Annotated in this window: 12 protein-coding genes, 1 tRNA gene and 1 rRNA gene; 5 read left to right on the top strand and 9 right to left on the bottom strand. The window is 44.7% G+C overall.

Annotated elements, in window-relative coordinates:
* Positions 1-95, top strand: a 5S ribosomal RNA gene (rrf, locus tag B5F91_RS13380); the annotation flags it as partial.
* A 192-nt stretch (positions 96-287) separates the two neighbouring features.
* Here rrf and B5F91_RS13375 read toward each other — a convergent pair.
* From B5F91_RS13375 to B5F91_RS13365, 3 genes are all read right to left on the bottom strand, one after another.
* Positions 288-506, bottom strand: a complete 219-nt coding sequence (locus tag B5F91_RS13375) for a DUF6557 family protein (RefSeq protein WP_144025128.1) — start codon at positions 504-506, stop codon at positions 288-290.
* Between the two features lie 5 nt (positions 507-511).
* Positions 512-2,974 carry a type ISP restriction/modification enzyme gene (locus B5F91_RS13370; RefSeq protein ID WP_087429559.1) on the bottom strand — a complete coding sequence of 821 codons (2,463 nt, stop codon included), beginning with the start codon at positions 2,972-2,974 and terminating at the stop codon, positions 512-514.
* Between the two features lie 283 nt (positions 2,975-3,257).
* Positions 3,258-3,332 (bottom strand) — tRNA-Pro (locus B5F91_RS13365).
* Between the two features lie 124 nt (positions 3,333-3,456).
* Here B5F91_RS13365 and B5F91_RS13360 point away from each other — a divergent pair.
* Complete coding sequence (locus tag B5F91_RS13360; protein WP_087429558.1) at positions 3,457-4,260, top strand: ADP-ribosylglycohydrolase family protein; 804 nt, start codon at positions 3,457-3,459, stop codon at positions 4,258-4,260.
* A gap of 4 nt (positions 4,261-4,264) precedes the next feature.
* Here the strand turns inward: B5F91_RS13360 and B5F91_RS13355 are convergent, their stop codons facing one another.
* A complete protein-coding gene (locus tag B5F91_RS13355) occupies positions 4,265-8,674 on the bottom strand; it encodes a hybrid sensor histidine kinase/response regulator transcription factor (protein WP_162611712.1) in 4,410 nt (1,469 codons plus the stop codon).
* A gap of 84 nt (positions 8,675-8,758) precedes the next feature.
* Positions 8,759-11,611, bottom strand: coding sequence for a TonB-dependent receptor (locus B5F91_RS13350; protein WP_087429556.1), 2,853 nt, complete (start codon positions 11,609-11,611; stop codon positions 8,759-8,761).
* Positions 11,612-11,971: 360 nt separating this feature from the next.
* Here B5F91_RS13350 and aroB point away from each other — a divergent pair, with 360 nt between their 5' ends.
* Entirely contained in the window at positions 11,972-13,033 is a 1,062-nt protein-coding gene (aroB, locus tag B5F91_RS13345) for a 3-dehydroquinate synthase (RefSeq protein ID WP_087429555.1), read from the top strand.
* A 32-nt stretch (positions 13,034-13,065) separates the two neighbouring features.
* On the opposite strand, the gene B5F91_RS13340 is transcribed toward aroB, so the two are convergent.
* Entirely contained in the window at positions 13,066-15,390 is a 2,325-nt protein-coding gene (locus B5F91_RS13340; protein WP_087429554.1) for a BamA/TamA family outer membrane protein, read from the bottom strand.
* A gap of 106 nt (positions 15,391-15,496) precedes the next feature.
* Positions 15,497-20,098: a translocation/assembly module TamB domain-containing protein gene (locus B5F91_RS13335; protein ID WP_087429561.1), complete on the bottom strand. Its 4,602-nt coding sequence runs from the start codon at positions 20,096-20,098 to the stop codon at positions 15,497-15,499.
* Between the two features lie 136 nt (positions 20,099-20,234).
* On the opposite strand from B5F91_RS13335, the gene B5F91_RS13330 reads away from it, so the two are divergent.
* Positions 20,235-21,140: a nucleotidyltransferase gene (locus B5F91_RS13330; RefSeq protein WP_087429553.1), complete on the top strand. Its 906-nt coding sequence runs from the start codon at positions 20,235-20,237 to the stop codon at positions 21,138-21,140.
* Between the two features lie 204 nt (positions 21,141-21,344).
* Positions 21,345-22,658: an NAD(P)-dependent oxidoreductase gene (locus B5F91_RS13325; protein WP_087429552.1), complete on the top strand. Its 1,314-nt coding sequence runs from the start codon at positions 21,345-21,347 to the stop codon at positions 22,656-22,658.
* A gap of 83 nt (positions 22,659-22,741) precedes the next feature.
* Here the strand turns inward: B5F91_RS13325 and B5F91_RS13320 are convergent, their stop codons facing one another.
* Both B5F91_RS13320 and B5F91_RS13315 read right to left on the bottom strand, forming a co-directional pair.
* The gene (locus B5F91_RS13320; RefSeq protein ID WP_087429551.1) at positions 22,742-23,371 is read right to left on the bottom strand and encodes an FKBP-type peptidyl-prolyl cis-trans isomerase; all 630 of its coding nucleotides are present in this window, start codon (positions 23,369-23,371) and stop codon (positions 22,742-22,744) included.
* Positions 23,372-23,389: 18 nt separating this feature from the next.
* Positions 23,390-24,934, bottom strand: coding sequence for a glycine--tRNA ligase (locus B5F91_RS13315; RefSeq protein ID WP_087429550.1), 1,545 nt, complete (start codon positions 24,932-24,934; stop codon positions 23,390-23,392).
* Between the last annotated feature and the right edge of the window lie 209 nt (positions 24,935-25,143).

The following is a 25,143-nucleotide window of genomic DNA, read 5'->3' as shown; positions in this document are numbered from 1 at the left end:
CGCGAAGGTTCCACCTCTTCCCATTCCGAACAGAGAAGTTAAGCTTCGCATCGCCGATGGTACTGCGCAAGTGGGAGAGTAGGCAGCCGCCGTTTTAAGTGGGGGTCCCTGGTATCCAGTCGGATGCCGGGGACTTTTTTTGCTATGGGAAAGTTATTTTTTCCTGACTTCGTCAACTTATCGCGCCATTGTTCTCTCTGATGAGTTTGGGGTGACACGTTGACGAAGTTAGGGAATAAATCTTTTGTCATACTATTCCTTTTTGTGAGTTCCTTTTACAAAATTAGCTATTTGAACAGTTTTTCAAGATGTTCTTGAACCATTTCTTCCGTTTCTCCGTAATAAGTGATTTCCCAAAGTAGTCCGGCTGTCAGTTCTTGTAAAGTGATTGTTACATCTTCGTCAATATGAATATCCATACCTAAAAGGGCAGACCAAGGAGAGTAGCTTGCCACAGGGTAATAATCACTGTCTTCGTCTTTTGGATTATAAATAGAGCAATTCATATCAATCATCGGTGAGCATCCTTCCCACCTTGATACCAAATTTGTATCTCAGGACGGTGTCTGTCCATAAAGATTTTCCCATAAATAGTCCATCTATTATCGAAAGGCCTATAATTTATTTTGCATAAATTGTTTTTCCAATTATAATTAGATGTAGTAATTTCTTTTCTGATTGACTGTATTTTCTGAACGGCATTATCCGGTAAAGAATATTTTGTTATGACATCATGACTATTATTATTCAATATGTCTTTGCATAGTTCTTCTAATAGCTCTTTGTCAAATTGAATTGAAATTTCATCTTTACCTGTTTTAAATCCTTGTACATAATTGGGCATTAATTTATCTATCTTGAATCCACTTTCATAGACTTCTTGCAGAAGGTTGTCATGTGGTCTGAAGATATATAATGGTGCAGAAGGAACTATCTCCTGAAAATCAACGGTGCTTAACTTGTTTTCAGCAAGGAAATTCAGCTTTAATTTTCTGCTGCCATAGATGTCTTTATAGAATACTTGGGCAAGCGGAGATGTTTCTTTATCTTTCTTTTTGATAAAGATATTGATTGACACCCCTTGCATAATGTCGAATATACATTGGTCTTTAAGTTCTGAGGTACTTTCATTTCTCATGGTCGAACCATGCAGATTGACAATGTATATCTTGTCGAATGTCTTAAGCAGGTCATACCTCATTCCTCTAAACAATCGCGTATCAAGAAAGGTATTCGCTGTAATATATGCCAGAACACCTTCTTGAGTCCGGTTGACAAAATGCTGTCCCAAACGGATAAACTTACAGTAATCGTTATTGATGCCTTTGGGATTACGTTCTTTCAGTGTATTCTTAAATGTTTTCTGTTTAGTTCGTTTGTTGACTTTTATAACTTTCTTACTTTCGCCTGGCTCTTGTTTGTAATCGTCCATTAAATCCATAATCCATTTTCCTTTATTGGCGGATTTTTCATTATATGGTGGATTACCCATTACTACCATGACTGGAGTTTCTCTTTTTAAGGCGTTGGCAGCATTGGCTTCATCAGAAACAAACGTTCCGAAATCAAGTTTCGTTTCCGGTTGCTCCTCTTCAAGAGAGTTTGTAAGATATATATTGAGTCTTTCAGGTAATTTGCCCTTATTTTGATCCAATTGTAATGCTGTTGCTAATTTCAGGTGTGCCATCGTATATGGAGCCATCAGATACTCAAAACCATTAATCCGAGGAATCAGGTGCTTGATTACATCTTCCGGCCACAAGCCTTCCTGACCTTTGTAATAGGAGTGAATGACATGACAGGCCTCAGCTAAAAAGGTTCCTGTTCCTGTAGCTGGGTCTAAAACTTGAATACGGTGTATTTCTTTGGCGTTGCCATTGTGGTCTGTTATTTCTATTTTAGAGTTATCTGCCAATCCGTTTTCAATACCAAATTCATCAATCAGTATGTCGTTTACAGCGTCTACTATAAAATGAACCACTTGCGCTGGAGTGTACCACACACCGAATTCTTCCCTTATTTTGGGGTTGTATTCTTCAAGAAATTCTTCATAGAAATGTATGATAGGGTCTTTACGTCCGGTTTCTTTACCGTAATTTCTCAGAACCTTAGCCATATCGGTCACTCTGAATATTTCCGCCAAATCATCAACAATCCAGACAATACAACTATGTAGTTCCGCTAATGCTATATTTTTGAATATTTTCTTCAGAAACGGATTAAAACTTGGGATAAGTTCCGCTGCTTCTAACCGGCTGAATGTTTTAGGGGTTTTGTCATTAATTCTTGCAATGAACATTCCGTAAACAATTGTTTGGGCATAAAAATCCGCAAATTGTTTTTCGTCCATGTCATGTACTAAGATTTTTTGAAAGACAGATAATTTATCATGGAGATTTTTGTCTTCATCAGTCTTATTCTCACTCATGGCACTGCCAATAATTGTGGCTATTAGTTTAGCTTTTGCAGCCATGATTTCAGCAAGTTTTCCTGCTTGTGTTATTTTCTGAGGACTTGCATTTCCTAACGTTTGTATAATCTTTAAGAAAACAGCTTCTTCTTTTTCATCCTCTGTTGCTATTATAGTCTGGTTTACTATATTTGCGATGTTCGCAGAAGAGGTTAATTCTCCATTTTCATACAGGTGAAAAGTTAAATAGTCTGTAAAAACAATAGTGTTTAATGCAGATTTATATCTGTCAAACTGCTCTTTATGCAGTTTTTCCTTTTCACCCTTTAAATCCTTATCATTTAGGTTCTTGGTTTCTATGAAAGAGATGGCAATATCATTTTTCAATATTTTGTAATCAGGAACACCATAAGCAGACCTTTTTGGTTCATGTATAATGGTGACCTTAGGTAACAATGCCTTTATCAGATTCTGAAGTATTCCACGATAGGTTGCTTCAGTTGCTTGTTGGGTTTGATAAACTTTATTAAGCTCTTCAATGTAGGTAGTGATATTGCTGTTCATATTCGGTCTTAATTTAATAAGGCGAAGATAATAACAATTTTTTAAATTTTAGGACTTTCCATCGAGAGTAAATGAGAAATCATTTTAACCAAGTGTAAAATCGTTACTTCTTTATTCCCATGAAGAAAGAATATGAATAATAATAAATGAAAGAAGAAAGGTTATTGCTATTTTGTATTTGTTGTGTCATTCATCAGAAATGGGAATAATTTGTGTCATAAATGTGTCATTCGCAAAATAAAAAGGAGCTAAGCCTACCGCTTAACTCCTTCATTTTCACCAGTCGGGGTGACTGGATTCGAACCAGCGACCACACGCCCCCCAGACGCGTACTCTAACCGGGCTGAGCTACACCCCGAATTGCGGATGCAAAGGTAATGCTTTATTTTGAATCTGCAAATAAAAAGCATTCTTTTTTATTTCATCTCCTATAATCTCTATACATTTCGTATATTTGCAAAAACAAAAACAATAATAAATCTATGTTAGGAGCAATAGCAGGTGACATTATTGGCTCGGTATATGAGTTCAATAACGTCAAGACAAAAAATTTTCCCCTGTTCTGTGAAGATTCTTCTTACACAGACGATACAATTATGACCGTTGCTGTAGCGGACTGGCTGATGCATGGAGGTGATTTAGCGCAAGTTATGCAACATTATGGAAAGACATATCCCTGTCCTATGGGAGGATATGGAGGAAGATTCTCTATCTGGTTACACGAAAAGAATCCAAAACCCTACAATAGTTGGGGAAATGGTTCTGCCATGCGTGTAAGTCCTGTCGGCTGGTATTTCGATTCTTTGGAAGAAACGATGAGAGTAGCGAAAGAAACCGCCATAGTCACCCATAATCATCCTGAAGGAATAAAAGGAGCACAAGCTGTTGCTGCCGGTATCTTTTTAGCCCGAAACAAAAAGACGAAAAAGGATATCAAAGATTTCATAGAGAAAACTTTCGGATACGACTTAAACCGGACGTGTGATGAAATTCGCCCGGCTTACCGCTTCAATGAAAGCTGTCAAGGCACAGTGCCCGAAGCCTTTATCGCATTTTTAGAAAGCAAAGACTATGAAGATGCCATAAGGCTTGCTGTTTCGTTAGGAGGAGATAGCGATACGTTGGCTTGCATCACAGGAGGCATTGCAGAAGCCTATCATCAATACACGCTTCCTACGTTTATTCAAGAGAAAGTTTATGCACTTCTAGACAAGGATTTAAGGGAAACCGTAAAGGAATTCATCAATGCTAGAATTGAATGGTTTTCACCCTCATTACTTAAATAAACGTTCAATTATTCCGGGTTTTCTCTTTATATTCCGTAGGCGTCATGCCGAAGCGTTGCTTGAAACATTTGCTGAAGTAACGTGGGTCATTGATGCCTACCATATAAGCGATTTGTGTCATATTGAATTCGCCTGTCTCAATAAGTTGGGCAGCACGTTTCACACGCATTTCCTTAATAAACTCAACCGGAGCCAGTCCTGTCAACGATTTTAGCTTCTTAAAGAATACCGAACGGCTAACAGCCATTTCCTGCACCAAATTGTCTACGACTAAATCCCCATTATCGATATTCTTTTCCATAAACTCGGTCAGACGGTCTATGAAAGCTTTATCTTGAGTTGACATCGTAGTTTTTACTTCCTCTTCCACTTGTGCCTCTTCAGCTGTTATCGTGTTGTTTATATCCATCAAATGCTCACAATAGAATTGACGCAAACGCTGCCTCCGCGCCAATAAATTGTCTACACGAGCTTTCAGATAGACGGCACTAAATGGTTTTGTAATATAGCTGTCTACTCCCAGTTCCATACTTTGCAACTTACTGTCCATATCCGTTTTTGCAGTAAGTAGAACAATTGGTATGTGGCTGGTAGCTACATCATTACGTAATTCACGAGTCAAAGAGATTCCGTCCTTTTCCGGCATCATGATATCACTGATAATAATATCCGGCATGTATTTTTTCGCCTTTTCCGTGCCCTCTATTCCATTGGAAGCTTCAACAATCTGGAACTGCGAATGGAAAATATTCCGCAAAAATGTGCGTAATTCCACATTGTCTTCTACCAGCAACATCGTATTCTTATCGCCTGACACTTCCATGTCTAGCAATGTTTCAGGCAATGCTGCTTGTGATTCGCTTTCTACATCATCCGATACAATAAATTCCACTTCTTTTCCATAATGTTCCTTGCCTTTCAGAAATTCAATGGTAAAGCAACTGCCTTCCCCTTCTTTACTGTCTACACGGATTGCCGCATGATGCATATCTGCCAGTTCTTTCACCAAAGAAAGCCCGATGCCTGAACTGTTCTTGTTTGCGAAGAGGTTTTTATCCAATAATGTTTCAAAACGTACAAATATCGACTTTTTCATATTCTCAGGGATACCAATGCCTTGGTCTTGTACGCCTACAGCAATCGAACTTTCATTCTCGTGGATGAAAACGGTAATCGTTTTTCCCGATGGTGTATATTTAAATGCGTTCGAGAGCAAGTTGAAAATAATCTTCTCTGTTTTATCCGCATCTGCCCACAATTTCAACGAAGGCTGTTCACTTTCAAAAATAAAGTCTATTTTATTTTCTTCGGCAGCAGACTCGAAGTTTTCCATTATCTTACGTGTAAACGGAACGATGTCTATTTGCTCCACACAAAGCTTCATCTTGTTGTTTTGTATTTTACGGAAATCCAGAATCTGATTAACTAAGCGTAACATACGCCGGGTATTCCGTTCTACCACTTGCAATTGCTCTCTCACCTCGGCTGTCAGGTCTGAGCGTTTCATAATATAGCTTAAAGGACCTTCTATCAAAGTGAGCGGTGTGCGCAACTCATGCGAAATATTCGTAAAGAAACGCAATTTCATATCGCTTACCTGCTGCTCTACAGAGACTTCATGCTTTAATCGGTAAATGACAAACAACGTATAAGCACCTCCTAACAAGATGCACAAGAAAACGATTACATAGAGAATATATGCATACGGAGTCTCCCAAAAAGCCGGACGCACAGTAAGGTCAAAGCTCCGTTCATTTTTTACCCAAATTCCAGCGCCATTAGTCGAACGGATACGGAATGTATAGTCACCGGGAGGCAGATTGGTATAAGTTGCAGTCCGTTGCTTATCCACGTAATTCCAGTTCGCGTCAAATCCTTCCAACATATATGCATACTTGACATTTTCAGGGAAATTCATATCAAGTGCAGCAAACGATAAGGAGATTGTATTTTTATTATGCGGCAAAGTAAGGCTTGCCAGGCTATTCAAGGATTCAGGCAAAACCGAACCTTCTTGTGGAGAAACATTCTCATTAGCTATTTTTATTCCCGAAAATACAATATTCGGCACATATTCGTTGGTGTTAATTTGTGCCGGGTCAAAAAACAGTAACCCACGGTTTGAGCCAAACAGCAATTTGCCGTCTGAAAGCATGATAGCTGTACTTTCTTCAAACATCAATTCCTCACCTAATTCGCCTTTCAGAAAATTGTCAAAATGGCGGCTATCCACATTCATGCGGCTCAATCCGCTTTCTGTCCCTATCCAGATATTCCCTTCAGCATCTTCGGCAAGGGAGACCAACACATCGGTAGCCAATCCTTGGGCAGTGGTGTAAGACGTAAAACGGATACTATCTGAACCTTCTATGCTTTTCAATTCATTCAGTCCGCCCCCGAAAGTGGCAAAAAACAATCCCCCTTCCTGCGTAAGCAAAATATCGTAAACATCATTGTTGCTCAAACTTCCCGTATTGTTAGGCTCACGTACATGAAGCTTGAAATTAACTGCTTCCGGTCGGGTAAATTCTTCATAGAACGACAACAGTCCGTTTGAAGTAGCAGCCCAAAGCATACCGTTCTTATCCCGTTGAATAGCACGTGCTTTGGCACAACGGTCCATCGGATACGCTTTCAGATTATTGCGTGTATTAATAAAACGGTAACTTCCATCAGCTTGCCGTTCCATGCAATTGATGCCTCCGCCGAAAGTGGCTACCCATAAACGTCCATGACTGTCTTCACAAATGTCGTATACGCTATTATGGCTTAAACTATAAATATCATTTGGGTCGTAAGCATAGCTTGTCAAACGATAAGAATGGTCATCACTACGCGGCACAAGTCCAATGACCCCCGTCCCTTTTGATGCAATCCAAATAGTGCCTCTCGAATCTTCGATAATACGGTAAGCAGGAATGGAAATGGGAGAGCCTGTAGTGGTAATCTGTCCGTTGGCTGTAAGATATCCGATTAATTCAAACTCGTGCGAATAAACAGACACTTTACCGTCACGAGTACCCATCCAAATCCGCCCTTTGCTGTCTTCGCACAAAGCGCGTATCTGGTTGGTATTGGTATCATAATTACAAGGAAGCGGTTTCATCAGTTGGAAATGGCTATTGAAAAACGATATTTTTTCCAATCCCTTCGAATGAGTGCCCAACCACAAATTCCCCTGCCGGTCTACCATCATGGCATGCAGTTTGTTCGAGAAACGCCAATCCGGAGAACCTGCCTCGTCATAGAAAGGTAACAATTTGTCATGGGCGCGGTCAAACCAAGCCAATCCTCCCCCTACAGGATGTACCCATAAATTCCCATGTTTGTCTTCACAAATCGAAAAGACAGGAGTTGAACGGTCTGCTGCATCCTGCTCTACATTCATCTGCTCCACATGAAACTTGCCGGTTTGTGAATTGATGCGGCATATATATCCTATACGGTCTACTGCTATCCATATTTCACCATGACGGTCGGCATACGCATTGCGTATAGGATATTTATTGAAGTCAAATCCTTCTGCTGTCCCATAAAAGCGTACCGGATTCAGCAATGAATCAGTTATCAATACACCTTTACGCCGGGCAGTCAAGACCAATCGTCCGTCGGGCAAGGTTAAGACATGAGTGATATCATCCTGATAAGGCAGTTCAGCTAAAGTAAACATGTCATCTTTCAATGAATATTTCCACACCCTGCCTTGTTCTGATGTGAAATAAAGCGTTTGCTCGTGCTGTGCTACGGCAAAGAACGACTGCTGAGAGTGATTATTCCGTGTGTCGACAAAATAAGCGTTTTGCTTACCGTCCGGACCTATGCGTTGAAGTCCATTCTCCGTAAGTATCCATTCGTTGCCTTTACTATCAAGAAATGCCGTATAGATGCGTGTCGCTTTCCCGTTAGCAGCGGTGGAGAGCCATATTTCCGGGTCTGTTTCTCCAGCGTGTTTTCCGCTGCTGATACGGATGCCTCCATTATCATCGGTCAATAACCAAATGGAACCATTCGACAACGGCACCATTGAAGTGACAATTAAATCCTTACCCGGACCGCTTACAAGTACTTCTGTAAAGGTTTCCATTCGTTTGTCGAACCGGAATACATGCCCGTCATACGCCATGCACCACACATCGCCATGGACATCCACACAAAGCCGGTCAATGCGATTGGAAGTCCATTCCATCGCATTGTCTTTTCGGGCTTTATAGACTTTAAAATCGTATCCGTCAAAACGGCTGATACCGTCCCATGTGGCAAACCATAACATGCCGTCATGGTCTTGCACCATATCCATTACGGAATTTTCCGACAACCCGTTTTCTTGTGAATAATGGGTAAATGTACAATTCAGCTGTGCCCGTGCGGGAAGGAACGACAGCAGAAATACGATTATATAGACGCTGTTTTTCATCATTTGCATTAACAATATTAGGCAAATATAATAGAAAAAACAAGCATTTGCAAGCAGATAGCCAAATTATTCAGTTTAGGCACATCAGAAACGGCGGGGACCTCTTGGACCTGGACCATGTCCGCCATGGAAACCCGGACCGCCTTGTCCGCCTTGCTTGCCTCCAAAAAGATTCAAGCGGTAGATAAAGTGTACCATGCAATAGCTATAAATGGCATTATACTCTGTATCCTGACGCATTGCGGCACTAATGGTACGGCTGATGTTACTCTGATTTTTCAAGATATCATAGAACTGGACGCTGACTGTAGCGGCATTGCCTTTCAAAAAGTCTTGTGCAATTTGCGCATTCCATATCAGTTCATCACGGTTCATGCTGGCATCAGTATATCCACGCCGTGAATTTTGAGAAATATCGGTAGAAATCGTCATATTCCAAGGCAAACGGACGTTGGTGCTGGCGCCGTAAGAGAACTGATAAGTATCCATATTGTTCTGTTCCTGATAACTGTTCCGCGAATGGGTATAGTCTAATGAACCGTTGAGGGATACTTCCCACCAGTCGTTCCGATAAGTTCCGCGCAAGCGTTCGCCCAGCGAAAGCCGCTTAGTCGTATTCTTATCGGCAGCATAGAGGTCCGCATTATTACTGATATAGCTCACCATATTCTGGTAATTCGCACGGGTAAATGTATTAATCGTGTATTTCTTGTTCTTCAGGGCAATATTGCCTCCTACGATACCGAAAATATTCCAGTTCCCGTTGATATTTTCGGGCATGGTGGTATATCCTCCGGTTTCTTCGTTATAGGTACGGCGGTTACTGATGCTGTTCATCGTATTTTGGAAATTGAAGAATGAGAACATGCCCCGTTGTGTTTCGGTATTGAACGTATTGTATTCCATGCGGAGGTTGTTCGTGAAAGTCGGTTTCAAGCCCGGATTTCCTTTTGTTACATTCAGCGGGTCTGTATCGTCCGTAATCGGAAGCAAATCAATCATATTGGGTTGTGAAGTCCGTCCGCGGTAACGGATACGCAACTGGCTGGTCTTCGAAAAACGGTAACGGAAATCAAGTGTCGGGGTAAAGTTGAACACATTGCGAACGGTATCTACCTGATATTCACCTTGTGTATATGAGAGCGTAGAACGCTGAGGCTGGAAAGACATACCTACATTGAAACGCATTTTCTCGCGTATCCAGCGGAACGTGATTTCTGCCTGATGATTGTAATAATTATAGGTAGCGCTCTTACTTAAATCTGCATTGTAAGCTCCTCCTGCCTTGTCTCCGTCAATCGTCCAGTTATCGGGCATGTCGAAAGTCGTATTGTCGGTCGTGGAACGGCTGTATTGGAAATTATAGCTGAACTGTAAGAAGCCTCCTTTAAAGATAGGCTCGCTATACGTCAGGCGCACATTGTATTCGCTGCTCTTGGTCGGGGTATCAATGTAACGGTTCAAGGTTTCCAAACGCTCTTCGGGAGTCTGCTGAAAATACTCGGTATTAGATAAAGAGAACTGCTCACTGCTGCTGTTTGTATAGTTGTATCTGCCCCGGAAAGTAATGTTCCGTCCCTCGTTATTCAATCTGCGGTTGAAAATCATCATACCGGTCAATGTCAAGTCATCCCCTTTTTTCAGACTCTCACGCATAACCTTATTCACGATTTGATCTTCAGGAACCAATGAAGAAAGGTCATCGGTGCTGAACAATTCATCGGTGGAGTATCCTGGGTCTTGATTAAAGGTGTACGAATTTTGGGAATTGGCGTTATCGGTCTTTCCGTAGCGGATGCGCGGACGGAAGATAAGAGTGGTCATCGTATCGGGACGCCATTCCATAAACGCATCAGCGGTCAGGTTTGTCGTCTTGTTCCGGCTATGGTCCATGGCGTTCTTAAATGAACTGTTTTCGGTAGACACAAACGTTTCCGAAGATTGCTTGCTGATTTGGTCGGCATCTTTGTAATTGAAGTTCACGCTTCCTTCCGATTTGAATTTCTCGTTTTCTGTAGCGAAGTTCGCTCCAGCCATTTTGATAGCCGTCAATCCGTTTTCTTGTCTGCGGAAACCTCCACCGCCGGGGAAACTGTTGTCGTTCACGTTGTTAGCCGAACCGATAACCGTAAACTGGTTCTTGTCCCGGAAATAATTGGCAAGCAATTTTCCGCTATACCGGTCTTCGGTGCCATACGCCCCGTCCACGTTTCCGAAGAAACCGTGATTCATTCCCGGTTTCACGGTCAGGTCGAGCACCGTCTCTTCCTCGCCGTCTTCGATACCCGTCACACGCGCCATATCCGACTGTTTATCATAGGCTTGTATCTTGTCGATGATGTTTACCGGAAGGTTTTTCATGGCTATGTTGGGGTCGTCAGCAAAGAATTCTTTGCCGTCAATCATGATTTTCGTGATTTCCTTTCCGTTTATGGTGATTTTTCCACTTTCATCCACCTCTGCCCCAGGCAGTTTCTTCACCAATTCTTCCAAAGCAGAACCTTCGGGCACACGGTATGCCGAGGTGTTGTATATCAGCGTATCCGCCTTGGCTGTTACTTCGGGTGCCTGGGCTACGACTGTTGCCGCATCCAGCATTACGGCATCTATACTCATTTCCACCGTCCCGACATTCAGGTTTGGCTTCGCATTCGTTATAGAAATTTTCTTTTCTACAGATGTATATCCGATAAACGATACTCTCAGCACGTAGTTTCCCGGACGCACATGAATGGAAAAACGTCCGTCCAAATTAGTCGATTGCCCTGTAACCATCGTACTGTCGGGCAATGACAACACTTGTACAGTCGCCTCCATAACAGGCAATTTATCATCTGCGTCAATAACTTTTCCCGAAACTCTTCCCCTACTGCCGCCTTGTGCAAAGGCAGATGCTGTCATCAGCATCAGTAGTAACCCCAAAACCCATTTTTTCATATTCTGCTTTTCTTCATATTTTCATTAAACTAGTGGTTTGACACCGTAAGCCATATAAGGTTTAATCGGGAAACCTTTTTTTATACTTATTTTCTTTTTGTAACCCGAAAGGCGGGTAACCGATGTCCGCAAAGCCTTTTGATGCTTATCTATTGAACATTAAACGCATCAGGCTTCGTTGGCTGATGAAGCCGTATGCATTGGCTGATGCACCCTGCTTCATCGGGCGATGCAGCCGTATGCATTTCTGTCAGCACCTTATTGACATTTTGGCAGAACTTTTTAACGGCAAATTTTGAAGGCAAATAGCCTTAGACTTCCGACTTTTTTCTATTTTTGCCGAAAAAATAAGTAAAAACTATGAGTAAGCAAGAAGTTGTCATCTGCAATCAATTGGAAAATGATTTGCAGAAAGCCTTAACAAAATGTGAACATGATAAGGTCTTTATCCTGACCGATGAACATACACACGTGTTTTGCCTTCCGATAATCAGGAAATTCCCTTTTCTGAAAGACGCCATAGAAATCTGTATCGGAGTGGAAGACATACATAAAAACTTGGAAACCTTGGCGTATGTATGGACACAACTGAGTACCAAAGGAGCCACACGCCATTCGCTGATGATTAATTTAGGCGGAGGAATGGTGACCGACTTGGGCGGATTTGCCGCTGCTACTTTCAAACGAGGCATTTCGATGGTCAATGTCCCGACAACTTTATTGGGCATGGTAGACGCTTCGGTAGGAGGGAAGACAGGCATCAATTTCAATGGTTTGAAAAATGAAATCGGAGCTTTCGCACCGGCAGATACGGTGCTGATAGATTGCGAGTTTCTGAAATCACTCGACCTTTCCAACCTCTTGTCCGGCTATGCCGAAATGCTGAAGCATGGCTTGATAAGCAACACCCGCCATTGGAGCGAATTGGTCGGTTTCGACATGGAACATATCGACTATGCCCATTTGCAAAAGCTGGTAGGCGAATCGATAGCGGTAAAGGAACGCATCGTAGAGCAAGACCCATTTGAAAAAGGTATCCGCAAAGCGTTAAACTTCGGGCATACAGTAGGCCATGCGTTCGAAAGCTTCGCTTTAGAGACCGGACATCCTATTCTACACGGCTATGCCGTAGCCGCCGGCATGGTTTGTGAACTATATTATTCCCATATCCGTATGAATTTTCCGAAAGACAAGCTCCGCCAAACTATCCGGTTTATCAAGGATAATTACGGACGGATTGCCTTTACATGCGAAGACTACGAACGCCTGTATGCCTATATGTGCCACGACAAAAAGAACAGTGCCGAAGGACAAGTCAATTTTACTTTAATCAGCGAGGTAGGCGATATTCATATCAACCAGACTGCAAGTCAAGACGACATCTACGACATGCTGGACTTCTACTCGGAAACCATGGGCTAAGAAAATGCCAAAAACAAAAACAGCATTCCTCATCAGAACGGATAGCCGATGGCGAAGTGGAGCCCTTGGCCGTCCTTGAAGCGGGGGATGTTGTAATAGCCCGAACGGCCCGTTTCGTAAGGCACGTGGAGGGCGATTCCCCAGTCGAGGCGGAGAATCAGGAAGGAGAGGTCGTAGCGGATGCCTACGCCCGTGCCCAAGGCGATGTTGTCGAAGAAACGCTTGAAGGTGAACTTGGCTCCGGGGCGGGCTTCGTCCTCACGCATCAGCCATACGTTGCCCGCATCGAGGAAGACTGCGCCGTTCAGGTTTCCGCCGAACATGTTCGAAAGGAGGCGGAAGCGGTATTCGAGGTTCGCTTCGAGCTTGATGTCGCCCGTCTCGTCCACATACGAATAAGCCGAGTTGTCGGCTGGGTGAAAACGTCCCGGACCTATGGAGCGCACCGTAAAGGCACGGATGCTGTTCGCCCCGCCCACGTAGAACTGCTCGCTATAAGGCGCAATGGTCTTGTTGCCGTACGACCATATCACGCCCGCCATCAGGCGTCCCGCCAATTGCTGCTTCTCGTTGATGTAATACAAAGGACGTATCTCGCTCGTGAATTTCAGGAATTGGGCAAAAGGCGTTCCTAAAAACTTCTTCTCTTTCTCTTTAAAGCTTCTGCCAAATGCGGCATAGATGGCCGAGGTGATGTTTCCCGCCGAAGTGAACGAGTTTTCCCACCACAAGCGCATCCGGCGTTTGCGCCAAGAGTTATCGTAAGTAAAGGTGTACGAAACGGAAGGAATGAACTGGTCGTCCAAGCTATGGAAAAGCATGGGATTCGCCAAAGCGATAGAATCGAATGTCGCCGTCCGACGTTGCAGGTGATTGAACGCCAAATGAATCGGCGTAACGGTATGCTTCATGCTCCGCGACTTGCGGAAGCTATAAGACACGCTTCCGCCGAACGAAAGCATCTTGAAATAACGCGCGCGGTTCACCTGCTCGGCATAGATGCGGAAGTGCGTCTCCGAGGGGAAACGGAACGGGTCTATCCGGTCGCGCACCCACGGGAGGACGATGCGCGGGAAATCGAGCGAAAGCGCCGCTCCCAACTCGTATGAGTTCATCACCGACTTGTCTCCGTCTACCGTCGAACTGGTCTGCCACTCGTATGAACCTTTCAACTCCAAGTTAAGCGAAGCCCCCATACGCCGGAAGTTCCGTTTCGAGAGCTTAAAGATTGCTCCCGGTCCGGTCTGCTTCGTACTTTTAGTCGTCACGTTCAATTCCAATTCGGTATCGTAAGGCAAGTCGAACATCGCGTTCACCCGCACGTCGAGCGTATCGCTATTCGGACGGGGCTGGTATTGTATTTCGTTGAACTTGAACACCCCCAAGCGCGAAAGAGCCTCCTGCGTATAGTTCTGGCGGGTTTGCGAATACATTTCCCCTTTCCGGTAAATAAAGCGTTTGCGCAATACACCGAAACGTAGTCCGGGCTTCTCACCGGCATAATGTACCGTGAAGTCGCGAAGCCTTAACGAATCGGTCGGCTGCTCTCCATTATATCCGGTCAGGTAAACCGAAGTATTCCCCAAGCGATACCGCTTCAATGCCTCTTTGGGCAAATTCAATTCCGGCACCAACTTCAACGTGACATATCCGGGGCGCATCAGGGTATCGGCAAGGAAAGTGATGAAATCATTCCGTGCATAATAATATCCGTTATCACGCAACAGGCTGATGACCCGCTGGCGTTCCTCATTCAAGGTGTTGACATTGAAATGCTCTCCGCTACGCACCAGTTTCTCGTCAAGATGCGCATGAATCAGGCTATCGGTCAATGGCGCAAAGCCTTCATAAAGCAAGGTGTCAATATAATACGGGCGTCCCATGTCGATGTCGTAACTCAACTTTACCGCACGCGGATTCTTGGTGCTGTCCACCCGATAAGTGACACGCCCGTCGAAGAACCCATAATCACGAAGCAAGTTACTCGCCACCTTGGCACGGGTATCGGGATTCACCGTAGATACATAGACAGGGTCTGCCGCCAACTTCCGGAATATCCATCGCCCGAAACCTTTCTCGTAGCGTTCAAAGCGATTGTACACCCACAAGCCGAAGGGAATGGGAAAGCGGATATTCGGATAGGTCACGATAGCATTGTTCGGAGCGATGCTGATAGCTCCCTTTACTTCGTCCAATGCCGTCTGCCCCGCATCGGTCTCGTCCTCGTTTTGAATCGTAATGTCTTTCAAGCCCAAATAAAGAGTCTCTCCCTCGGGCAAATGCTTGGTAATCGAGCACGAGGACAAACCTATCAATATGCTCAACCAAATCCATATATATGCGTATCGCTTTTTCATGAATAAATTAGTTTATTTATCTAAAAACGCAGATTAGCGCAGATTTTCGCAGATTATAATTCAATCTGCGTGAATCTGCGAAAATCTGCGTTTTTCCATAGTTCACTTAATCTTCATCATCGCTCTTATCTTCATCTACAGGACGGGCTTTCTTCCGCGAACGGAAGATGAAGAGTTCGCCTAACTTGCTCACTTTCTTACGCAAGACAACGCCGGCTCCCGTCTCTATCACTTCCCCGTCGAGGATGCTCTCGTAGTTCTTATCGTGGAAAATCTTGATATAGCGCGTGCCGCTATTATCCAGCCGGTATTCCAACGAAATATTGTCGATGAACGACTCGTCTTGTTGCTGGACATCGTTCCCGGTCGAAATCTTTCCGCCTATCACCACTTGGAAACGGTTGTTCCAGAAACGTTTGGCAAACTGGAAATTATAATCGGTGCGCGAAGTTCCGCTTTCCTGCTCGGTGGTTTCCATACCGAAGTTGATATCGATGGTCTTCAAGGCGCTTCCGGCTATCTTGTTGATTTCGCTTTGCAAGAAAGAATTCAACATGCTGTTCGTATCGAAGCCGCCTCCGGAGGTATTCCCTTCTACCATATACATGCCCGTCACCAGCATAGTCACCGCTAATTTGTTCTTCTCTTCCGCCGATTTCGAAGCAAGCTCGTTCTGCATGCTTCCGTCATCGGGAGCCTCTAAAGTAAAGGTAAAGCCCAAGTCTTCCAACCGGTTCGTCAGATTCACTCCTACATCGAAGTTCACCATGCGCGAGCCGCTATCCTCCGAAGCCACCGAAGCGCGTACCCGCTCTGATGCCTTGATATTCAGATTGGGATTCATCAGATCGCCCGTCCATTCAATGTAGCTCCCGCTTTGGATGTGGAAAGTCTTCAAGGGAATAATGGGCAATTCATATTTCATCTCGCCGCTCATCAAGGAATAACGTCCGTTCAATACCATGTTACCGTCGGGTTGGTATTGGAAAGAGAGGTCTCCCCCTCCCTCTAAGAGCATGTAGTTGCTTCCGTCCTCGTTCAGGTCGACCCGTGCCTGCACCGCCTCGTCAATGTGCAAGGTCATCAACATATCCATGCCTCCCAATGTCACGGGTTTTATCTGAGTTAAATCCACCCGCGCCGTATCGCGGAAATCCACGAAAGTCACCGTCTCGCTCAAGCGGTCTTCCACCGTAAGCGGAGAATCTTTCAGGATATACGTAAAATCGCTGCTCCCCAAGATGTTCATGTTTCCGCGCATGGTCAAAGCATCGGGCGAACCTTTTACCGTCGAAGTGAAATCGACATACAACTTGCCGTACACCAACGATTCCTTCGTCCTCTTGGCATTAATCAATTCGAAATTCCGTGCTATCATGCCTAAATTGACATCTATCGCCTCAAAATTCCCCATATCGACATAACCGTCTACGGTGAAAGGCGTCTCGCCTTCGGTATAAATATTAAACTTCTCGAACTCCAGCCGGTTATCCTTTATCTTTATCGGCCGATGGTCTAAGCGCAAGTTCAACGATGCTTGCGGAACTCCTACCTGTACACTATCAAGGTTTAGTTCTCCAGCCAATAAAGGCGAAGAAGCCGGACCGTTCACTTCCACACTTCCGTCTAAATCACCTTTCAGCGTAGCCAAGCCGGCAGGGATAAAGGCATTGGCAATGTGCAGAGGGAAATGATGTAACCCGACATGCGCTTCTAATTTATCGGAAAGCGTTTCGGTAGCCGACGCATAACTTCCGTCCAAGCTTACCACCTCTACATCATCTATCGTCACATACCCGTTAATGCCATGCGCCCCGTCTTCTTGCGGGAGATAAACCGCCGATACACCCCAATCACCTAAAGGCTGGCGGTTGTATGCCAAGCTATCCACCCGGATATCCGCCGCAACCTGCATATCGTCTCCGGTCTGCACATAATGGGCTTCCGCATCAATAAGTCCGGCTATATCAGGCATATAAGGCACCACCCTCCGGAACTCACGAATGCTTATCCGATGAAGTTCCAACGTTAAATCCTGACCGCTCAAGGTATCGGAAGGAGAATAGAAAGCCAATCCCGTACGACGGCTATCCGCCAAACGCAGATTCGCATAAATACGTCCGTTATCTTTCAAGAAAATATAATTATTGGGATTCGCCTGAAACGTACGGTATACCAATGTCGGATTGTCGGGAGAAACATGCACACTGATGCCTTCAGGATGCAAACGCGCTTCCAATCCCAACTCTACCCCCTTTTCATATTTGTTACTCAAATAAGAAATGTACGTACGCGCACGCGTAGAGTCAACGCTTCCCCACAAACCAATGCCGAACGCCTCTTGACGCTTGCTTGCCAATGCCCTCACGCCGCTATGGAACAGGAAGCGGGCGGTATCCTGACGGGCATCGAAAAAGATTGTATCCAACCGCAAGCTATCTGTACGTAAGCCATATAACTTCATATCGGCATTCAATCCTTCATCGGGCGAGGTAGACATGCCTACCCTAAACCGGTCGTACCGGAGATGGCTTGCCGCCAAAAGATTTGCTATCGGATTGTCCGAACCTGAAAAGATACGGAGCTGGGCACGAGGAAAGAGCTGCTTCAACACACGCTGGTCTAATGTCTTGGCTTTCCATTGCCGGTCGAATTCTTCCATCAATGCCGTAGCACTCGAAGTCAGACGCTCTATCCCGTCAGGCGAACGGAAAAGGAAAGTCAGGTCGCCCGCATTGACATAGCTCCGGATGGAGTCGGAAGCCATTTCCACTCCGGCATGCAGGTCTTTCGTATGGAAATCGTTTTCCTCTGTTATTAAGTGAATATCGGTCAACGATATCCGTACCCGATGGTTCACCTTCATATCGGTTTGAGCATGGGCTTCTATATGCAACGTAGGGTTCAGTTTATTCTTTACCAATGACAAGGCTTGCAAGTCGAGCCGTTTCACTTGCCCGTCCAAATCCGCTTTTATCTGATGCGGGAGAAGCAAAGCATCCAAGTTTATCGAAGCATCTACCGCATGGTCGGACACCGAAAGCGAAAGCTTTCCTTTCGAACGTGCCAATCTGCCTTCCAATGCCAATCCCGAAAACAAGCGATGCCCGTAACGCAAATGAGACACACTTCCGTCTACCTTCACCCACGTATGGGGAGAAAAGAAATCGAAACCCTTTCCCTCTGCCTGAAGAGCAGCATCGAGACGGTAAAGCGAATCATTCGGAAGGAAAGCATGCAGGTTCAAACTATCAATTGCGATTCGCGCCCGATAACGTTCTTCCATCAGGTCATATCCAGCGGCAAGCGTCACCTTGCCATGCCTCCCTTCGTTCAGACCAATATCTGTTCCAATCCGGTTTCCTTTAAGCGAAGCAAGCCCCTCTAACCGCATACCCCTCGGTATAACAACTCCTCCGGAAAGTGTTTCTACAAAGCCCAAGTCTTCGGTTTCCATAGCAAGATGCAACATTCCGTTCCGCCTTGTACTATCTAACGCAAAAGCAAGTTTTCCATCTGCTTCGGCTCGGAAAGCATTGGGAAGAGCCAAAGAGAACTGGGTTAATTTCAAATCGTTCAGACTCCCGTCTATTCCCGCACGTATCTGAAGCGGACGCGAAGGATACCGTTGTATAAACTCAGCCGGAAGCCCTGTCACTACTTTCAGCAAATCATTCTTACCGATATCAGCCATCAGGCGTGCCCGGATAGCCCCTTCTTTATTGGCATCCATAGCAGCCCAATCCATTGAAGCGTTCAGCTCCAAAGCCGAATCCTGCGTTTTGATGCGGAGTGAAGGCACACTCAAAGTATGCGCATCCGATACCAAACGTCCCTCACCCGAAGTGATTTCCAAACCAGAACGCTCTTTTAATTCAAAAGTACGGATTAATGCCCGTATGTCATTGCCTGCATAGAAAAGGGAATCCATGCCGATATTCAAATCAGTTATCGCTATATGCGAAGGGTCAAGTCCTTCTTCCAAAGGAGGATGAGAACCCGTATCGAACCCGAACCGACCTTCTTCTACTAAGAATGTACGTGCCGAATAAGCCATGCGGTGTAAATCCACATCTCCTTCACGTAAGGCAAGCCGGTTCACGGACACCGTCATAGAGAGTGCGTCTAAGGGCATCTGCAAAGCAAAAGAGACATTTTCAAAATCAATCTTCTGCAACTGGAATTTCCAATAGACCGGTGCCGAAGCGGTTGTGTCTTGTGCCGTCGTATCGGCAAGGCACATCGACAAATGGGCATCTTTCAATGTCAATTGATTCACAATGGCGGTTTCGGGACTCAAATCCACCCCATGCGAAGAGACAAAAAGATTCCCTATCTCGCCCTCTAACTTCATGCCACCGATAAGCCCTGCCGTATTGACCCTCGCATCCGCCAGCTCCAACCCATCCAATTCTATCTGCTTTTTCAATAAGGGGAGAAGTTGCACCTTGGCGGTGAGCCGTCCGGCATCCGCAATCGTATCGCCCTGATTCACCACCAATGTCCGATGCACCACCAAATCAAGCGGAAAGCCCAAGGAAATACGCCCTATCGAAATCTGCATACCCGTAGCTTCCGAAGCATACCGGGTGGCGGTACGCACCAAAAAGTTCTGTATGGGAGGCAAATACACCAACACGCATATCAGAACAAACAGAATAAACGGGGATGCTATGATAATCCCCAACCTGCGAATATTTTTCTTCATACGGACAATCAATCGCTTTTCTGAATGCGAATATAGACAAAATAACCGAAATACATCGCATTTTGATTGATTTGATAACACCAACTAACAGAAAAATCTTTAACTTTGCACTATCACTAACTAAAAACAATACTATATGAAACCAACTCTATTTGTACTTGCCGCTGGAATGGGAAGCCGTTACGGAGGTCTGAAGCAGCTGGACGGACTGGGTCCGAACGGTGAAACAATCATGGATTATTCTATTTACGATGCCATCCGTGGCGGATTCGGGAAACTGGTATTTGTTATCCGTAAAGATTTCGAAAAAGATTTCCGTGATAAAATCATCAGCAAATATGAAAACCACATTCCGGTAGAAGTAGTATTCCAATCTACCGATAAACTCCCGGAAGGATTTACCTGCCCTGCAGACCGTGTAAAACCATGGGGTACCAACCACGCCGTGTTAATGGGTAAAGACGTTATCAACGAACCGTTTGCCGTAATCAATGCCGATGATTTCTACGGACGCGATAGTTTTGCCGTAATCGGGAAATACCTGAGCGAACTTCCTGAAGGTGCAAAGAACCAATATGCCATGGTGGGTTTCCGTGTAGGAAATACATTGAGCGAAAGTGGCACCGTAGCGCGTGGAATCTGCTCTACCGATGAAGAAGGCCATCTGACCACTGTAGTAGAACGCACTGAAATCATGCGTGTTGACGGTACTGTATCGTACAAAGATGAAGAAGGCAAATGGGTAGGCATCGCCGATAACACACCCGTTTCGATGAACATGTGGGGCTTTACACCCGACTATTTCCAATACTCAGAAGAATACTTCAAAGAGTTCTTAAAAGAAAATATCGATAAACCGAAAGCTGAATTCTACATTCCGTTGTTAGTAAACGATTTGGTAAATTCAAAAACCGCTACGGTGAAAGTGCTCGATACTACCTCTCGCTGGTTTGGCGTAACGTATGCTGCCGACCGTCAAGGCGTAGTAGACAAGTTCAAGGCATTGGCAGATAGCGGCGAATATCCTTCTCCGTTGTTCTGATACTCCTTTATTTATCTTGAAACGCAGATTAACACAGATTTCCGCAAATATTCATTTTATCCGCGAGAATCTGCGTTAATCTGCGTTTTTGATTACAATGCATAATAAAGGTTAAATACATCTGGTTTGTAAACAACATATAGCAATACATGAAATAAATAATCTAATTTTGCAACCTGTAGTTTACAAAATTAGATTATTTATATGAACGAAACAAAAGAAACCTTTCGTGAAGTCAACGAAAGCTATACCATTAAAGAAGCTATTGATGAAGCTAAACGATGCCTGAATTGCAAGAACCCTTCCTGCAAGAAAGGATGCCCGATTGAGAATGACATCCCCGACTTCATCCACCAACTCTCTATGGGAAACATGGGGGACGCTATGCGCATCATCAACGAAAAGAGCAATTTGCCCGCCATTTGCGGACGTGTATGCCCTCACGAAAAACAATGCCAAGGACATTGTGTGCTTTATGCCAAAGGAAAAGGCATCCAAATAGGCAAATTGGAACGCTTTATAGCCGACTTTGATACGGAAATGAACCTGATACGTGAAAAACTTCCGCAAAAGACACGTGGTAAAATCGCCGTTATCGGTTCTGGACCCGCCGGACTTACCGTAGCGGGTGACTTGGCACGTCAAGGATTCAATGTCACTATCTTCGAAGGACAAAGCGAAGCGGGCGGTGTCCTGATGTACGGCATTCCTGAATACCGCCTTCCGAAGGCTGTAGTAACAAAGGAAATCAAGAAAATAGAAGCGTTGGGCGTCAATTTCGTCTTGAATTGCCTCGTAGGGAAAGACATTACCGTAGACCAGATGTTTGAACAAGGCTACGATGCTATCTTCATCGGAACAGGAACGGCACTTCCTAAATCATTGGATGTACCCGGAAGCAAATTCCGTGGCATTATCCAATCTTCTTATTTACTCCACATGGTAAGCATCTTTAATCAAAATGTCATCAACCGTGAGGCCGTACCTTTGAAAGAAGGTGACCGGGTAGCGGTTATCGGATGTGGAAATGTAGCAATGGATGCCGCACGCACCTCTATCCGCATGGGAGCCTCTAGCGTAACGGTACTCTATCACCGCACAGAAGCTGATATGAGTGCCATTCCGAGTGAATATCAAGAAGCGGTAAAAGAAGGCGTGAAATTTATGTGGAAAACATCAACCAAAGAATTTTTGGGAAATGAAGAAGGAAAAGTAACAGGCATCCGTGCCGAAACGCCTAAAGGCATCCAAGACCTGCCTTTCGACCGCGTCCTGCTTGCTATTGGCTCACGTCCGGCTAACCGTATCGTATCGACCACAACGGGCATCGATGTAGACGAAACGGGCTATGTTATTGTAAAAGAACGTCCCTACGGCATGACCACACGCAAAGGCGTATTCGCCGGAGGAGATGTAGTCCATCGTCCTCATACCGTAGTATTGGCTATGAAAGCTGCCAAGCAAGTAGCTGCAGGCATTGCGCAATATGTAGATGCGGTAAAACTACTCGAAGAATAATAAATAAAAAAATAAAGAACTAAGAACTAAGAATGAAGAATAAGTGTACATTTACCAATTCTTCATTCTTAGTTCTTCATTCTTCATTTCAAAGTCTTTCTGCTTCGGTCATCCGGTCCTTTGGGGTGAATTACCTTCTCTAAACGTATATCAAATACCAATGTAGAATAAGCAGGAATATCTCCATAGTCAGAAGTGCCATATCCCATAGTATAAGGAATGTAAACTTCCCAATGCTCGCCTTCCTGCATGTGCAACAAAGCGGTAGTCCAACCTGTACGTATACCTTGCTCTCCCACTACAAATTGACGAGGTTCATGAACCATAACATTCCAATCACCACTATAACTTTGGTCAAATACTTCTCCATTTATAAACCAACCACGATAATGCACATTTACAGTATCTGTAGCAAATGGAGTCTTGCCCAATTCCACATCAGACTCCGTTAAGTCTTTTACATACACATAATCCGAATTGGTCAAGGTCAAATCGGTGCCCATTCCGTCATTTTGGATTTTATAGTTCACATAACGATGCCACGTCTCTCCTGCAGGAGGATTAGCAGCCACATTAGCTACAGAGTCGATATAAGCCGCATTGCGCGCTTCCCAATTGGCATACGGATCAGCAACAGGCGTGTCTTCGCTACATGAAACAAGCCCGCACATCAGTACGAGCATGCTCCAAAAGCACAATATAAAATTCTTCATGCACACATTATATATTATTTATTGCAATGTTTTCAAAAGACTGGTGATGCTAACCTTGTCGGCAATGATGTTGTTCAGGTCGGCAATAGCCACACGCTCCTGTTCCATTGTGTCGCGGTTACGCAGGGTCACGCAATTATCTTCCAACGTCTGATGGTCTACCGTCACGCAATACGGAGTACCGATAGCATCCTGACGGCGGTAACGCTTACCGATAGAATCTTTTTCATCATACTGGCAATGGAAATGGAACTTCAGGTCGTCCATAATCTCACGTGCCTTTTCTGGCAGACCGTCTTTCTTCACCAGCGGCATGACGGCAAGTTTCACCGGAGCCAAGGCTGCAGGAAGCTTCAACACCACACGGGTTTCGCCATTCTCCAACTTCTCTTCTTTATACGATGCGCTCATCACGCTCAAGAACATACGGTCGACACCGATAGAGGTCTCGATAACGTACGGAGTATATGATTCGTTGATTTCCGGGTCGAAATACTTGATGCTCTTGCCCGAGAACTTCTCGTGCTGGCTTAAGTCGAAGTTCGTGCGCGAGTGGATACCTTCCACTTCCTTGAATCCGAACGGCATCAAGAACTCGATGTCGGTAGCGGCATTGGCATAGTGAGCCAACTTCTCGTGGTCGTGATAACGGTAATGGTCATCGCCGAAGCCCAATGCCTTGTGCCATTTCAAGCGGATTTCTTTCCACTTCTTAAACCAGTCAAGCTCGGTTCCAGGTTTTACGAAGAACTGCATTTCCATCTGTTCGAACTCACGCATACGGAAGATGAACTGGCGTGCCACGATTTCATTACGGAATGCCTTACCTATCTGAGCGATACCAAAGGGGATTTTCATACGTCCCGTCTTCTGCACGTTCAGGTAATTCACGAAGATTCCCTGAGCCGTTTCCGGACGAAGATACACTTTCATTGAGCCATCGGCGGTAGAACCCATTTCGGTAGAGAACATCAGATTAAACTGGCGCACTTCGGTCCAGTTCTTCGTGCCCGAGATAGGGCATACGATTTCCTCGTCCAAGATGATTTGGCGAAGTTCGTTCAAGTCCGGTCCGGCGTTCATCGCCTGCGTATAACGCTCGTGCAGAGCATCGCGTTTCGCCTGATGTTCCAATACACGTGCATTGGTCGAGCGGAACTCTTGCTCGTTGAACGCATCGCCGTATTTCTTTGCGGCTTTTGCCACTTCCTTGTTTATCTTTTCATCGTATTTCGCGATTTGGTCTTCAATCAACACATCGGCACGATAACGCTTTTTCGAGTCGCGGTTATCAATCAGAGGGTCGTTAAACGCATCCACGTGTCCCGATGCCTTCCAAATGGTAGGGTGCATAAAGATTGCCGAGTCGATGCCCACGATATTTTCGTGCAAGAGCACCATGCTTTGCCACCAGTATTGCTTGATGTTGTTTTTCAGTTCCACACCGTTCTGTCCGTAGTCGTATACGGCTCCTAATCCGTCGTATATCTCACTTGATGGAAATACAAATCCATATTCCTTGCAATGCGAAACCAATTTCTTGAAAACGTCTTCTTGTGCCATTTTGCTTTATCTTTAAATTAGTGATTCAATCCATAAAATGCGCACAAAGATACGGATTTATCAGGAAAAAAGAAGCACAAGTCTATTAATTTATGTTTTTCCCACGGCTCTTTCATTTAAAACAACCTCTATAATCCTTGTTATTCTCCGAAAAACCATTATTTTTGCGCACAGCGATGCAGGAAGCACCGCTTCCGGTGTTTCTTTTT

The sequence above is a fragment of the Bacteroides sp. An322 genome (genome assembly GCF_002161765.1).
Classification (GTDB): Bacteria; Bacteroidota; Bacteroidia; order Bacteroidales; family Bacteroidaceae; genus Phocaeicola; species Phocaeicola merdavium.
The sequence above is the reverse complement of the archived record's forward strand: the minus strand, read 5'-3'. Positions and strand labels throughout refer to the sequence as shown.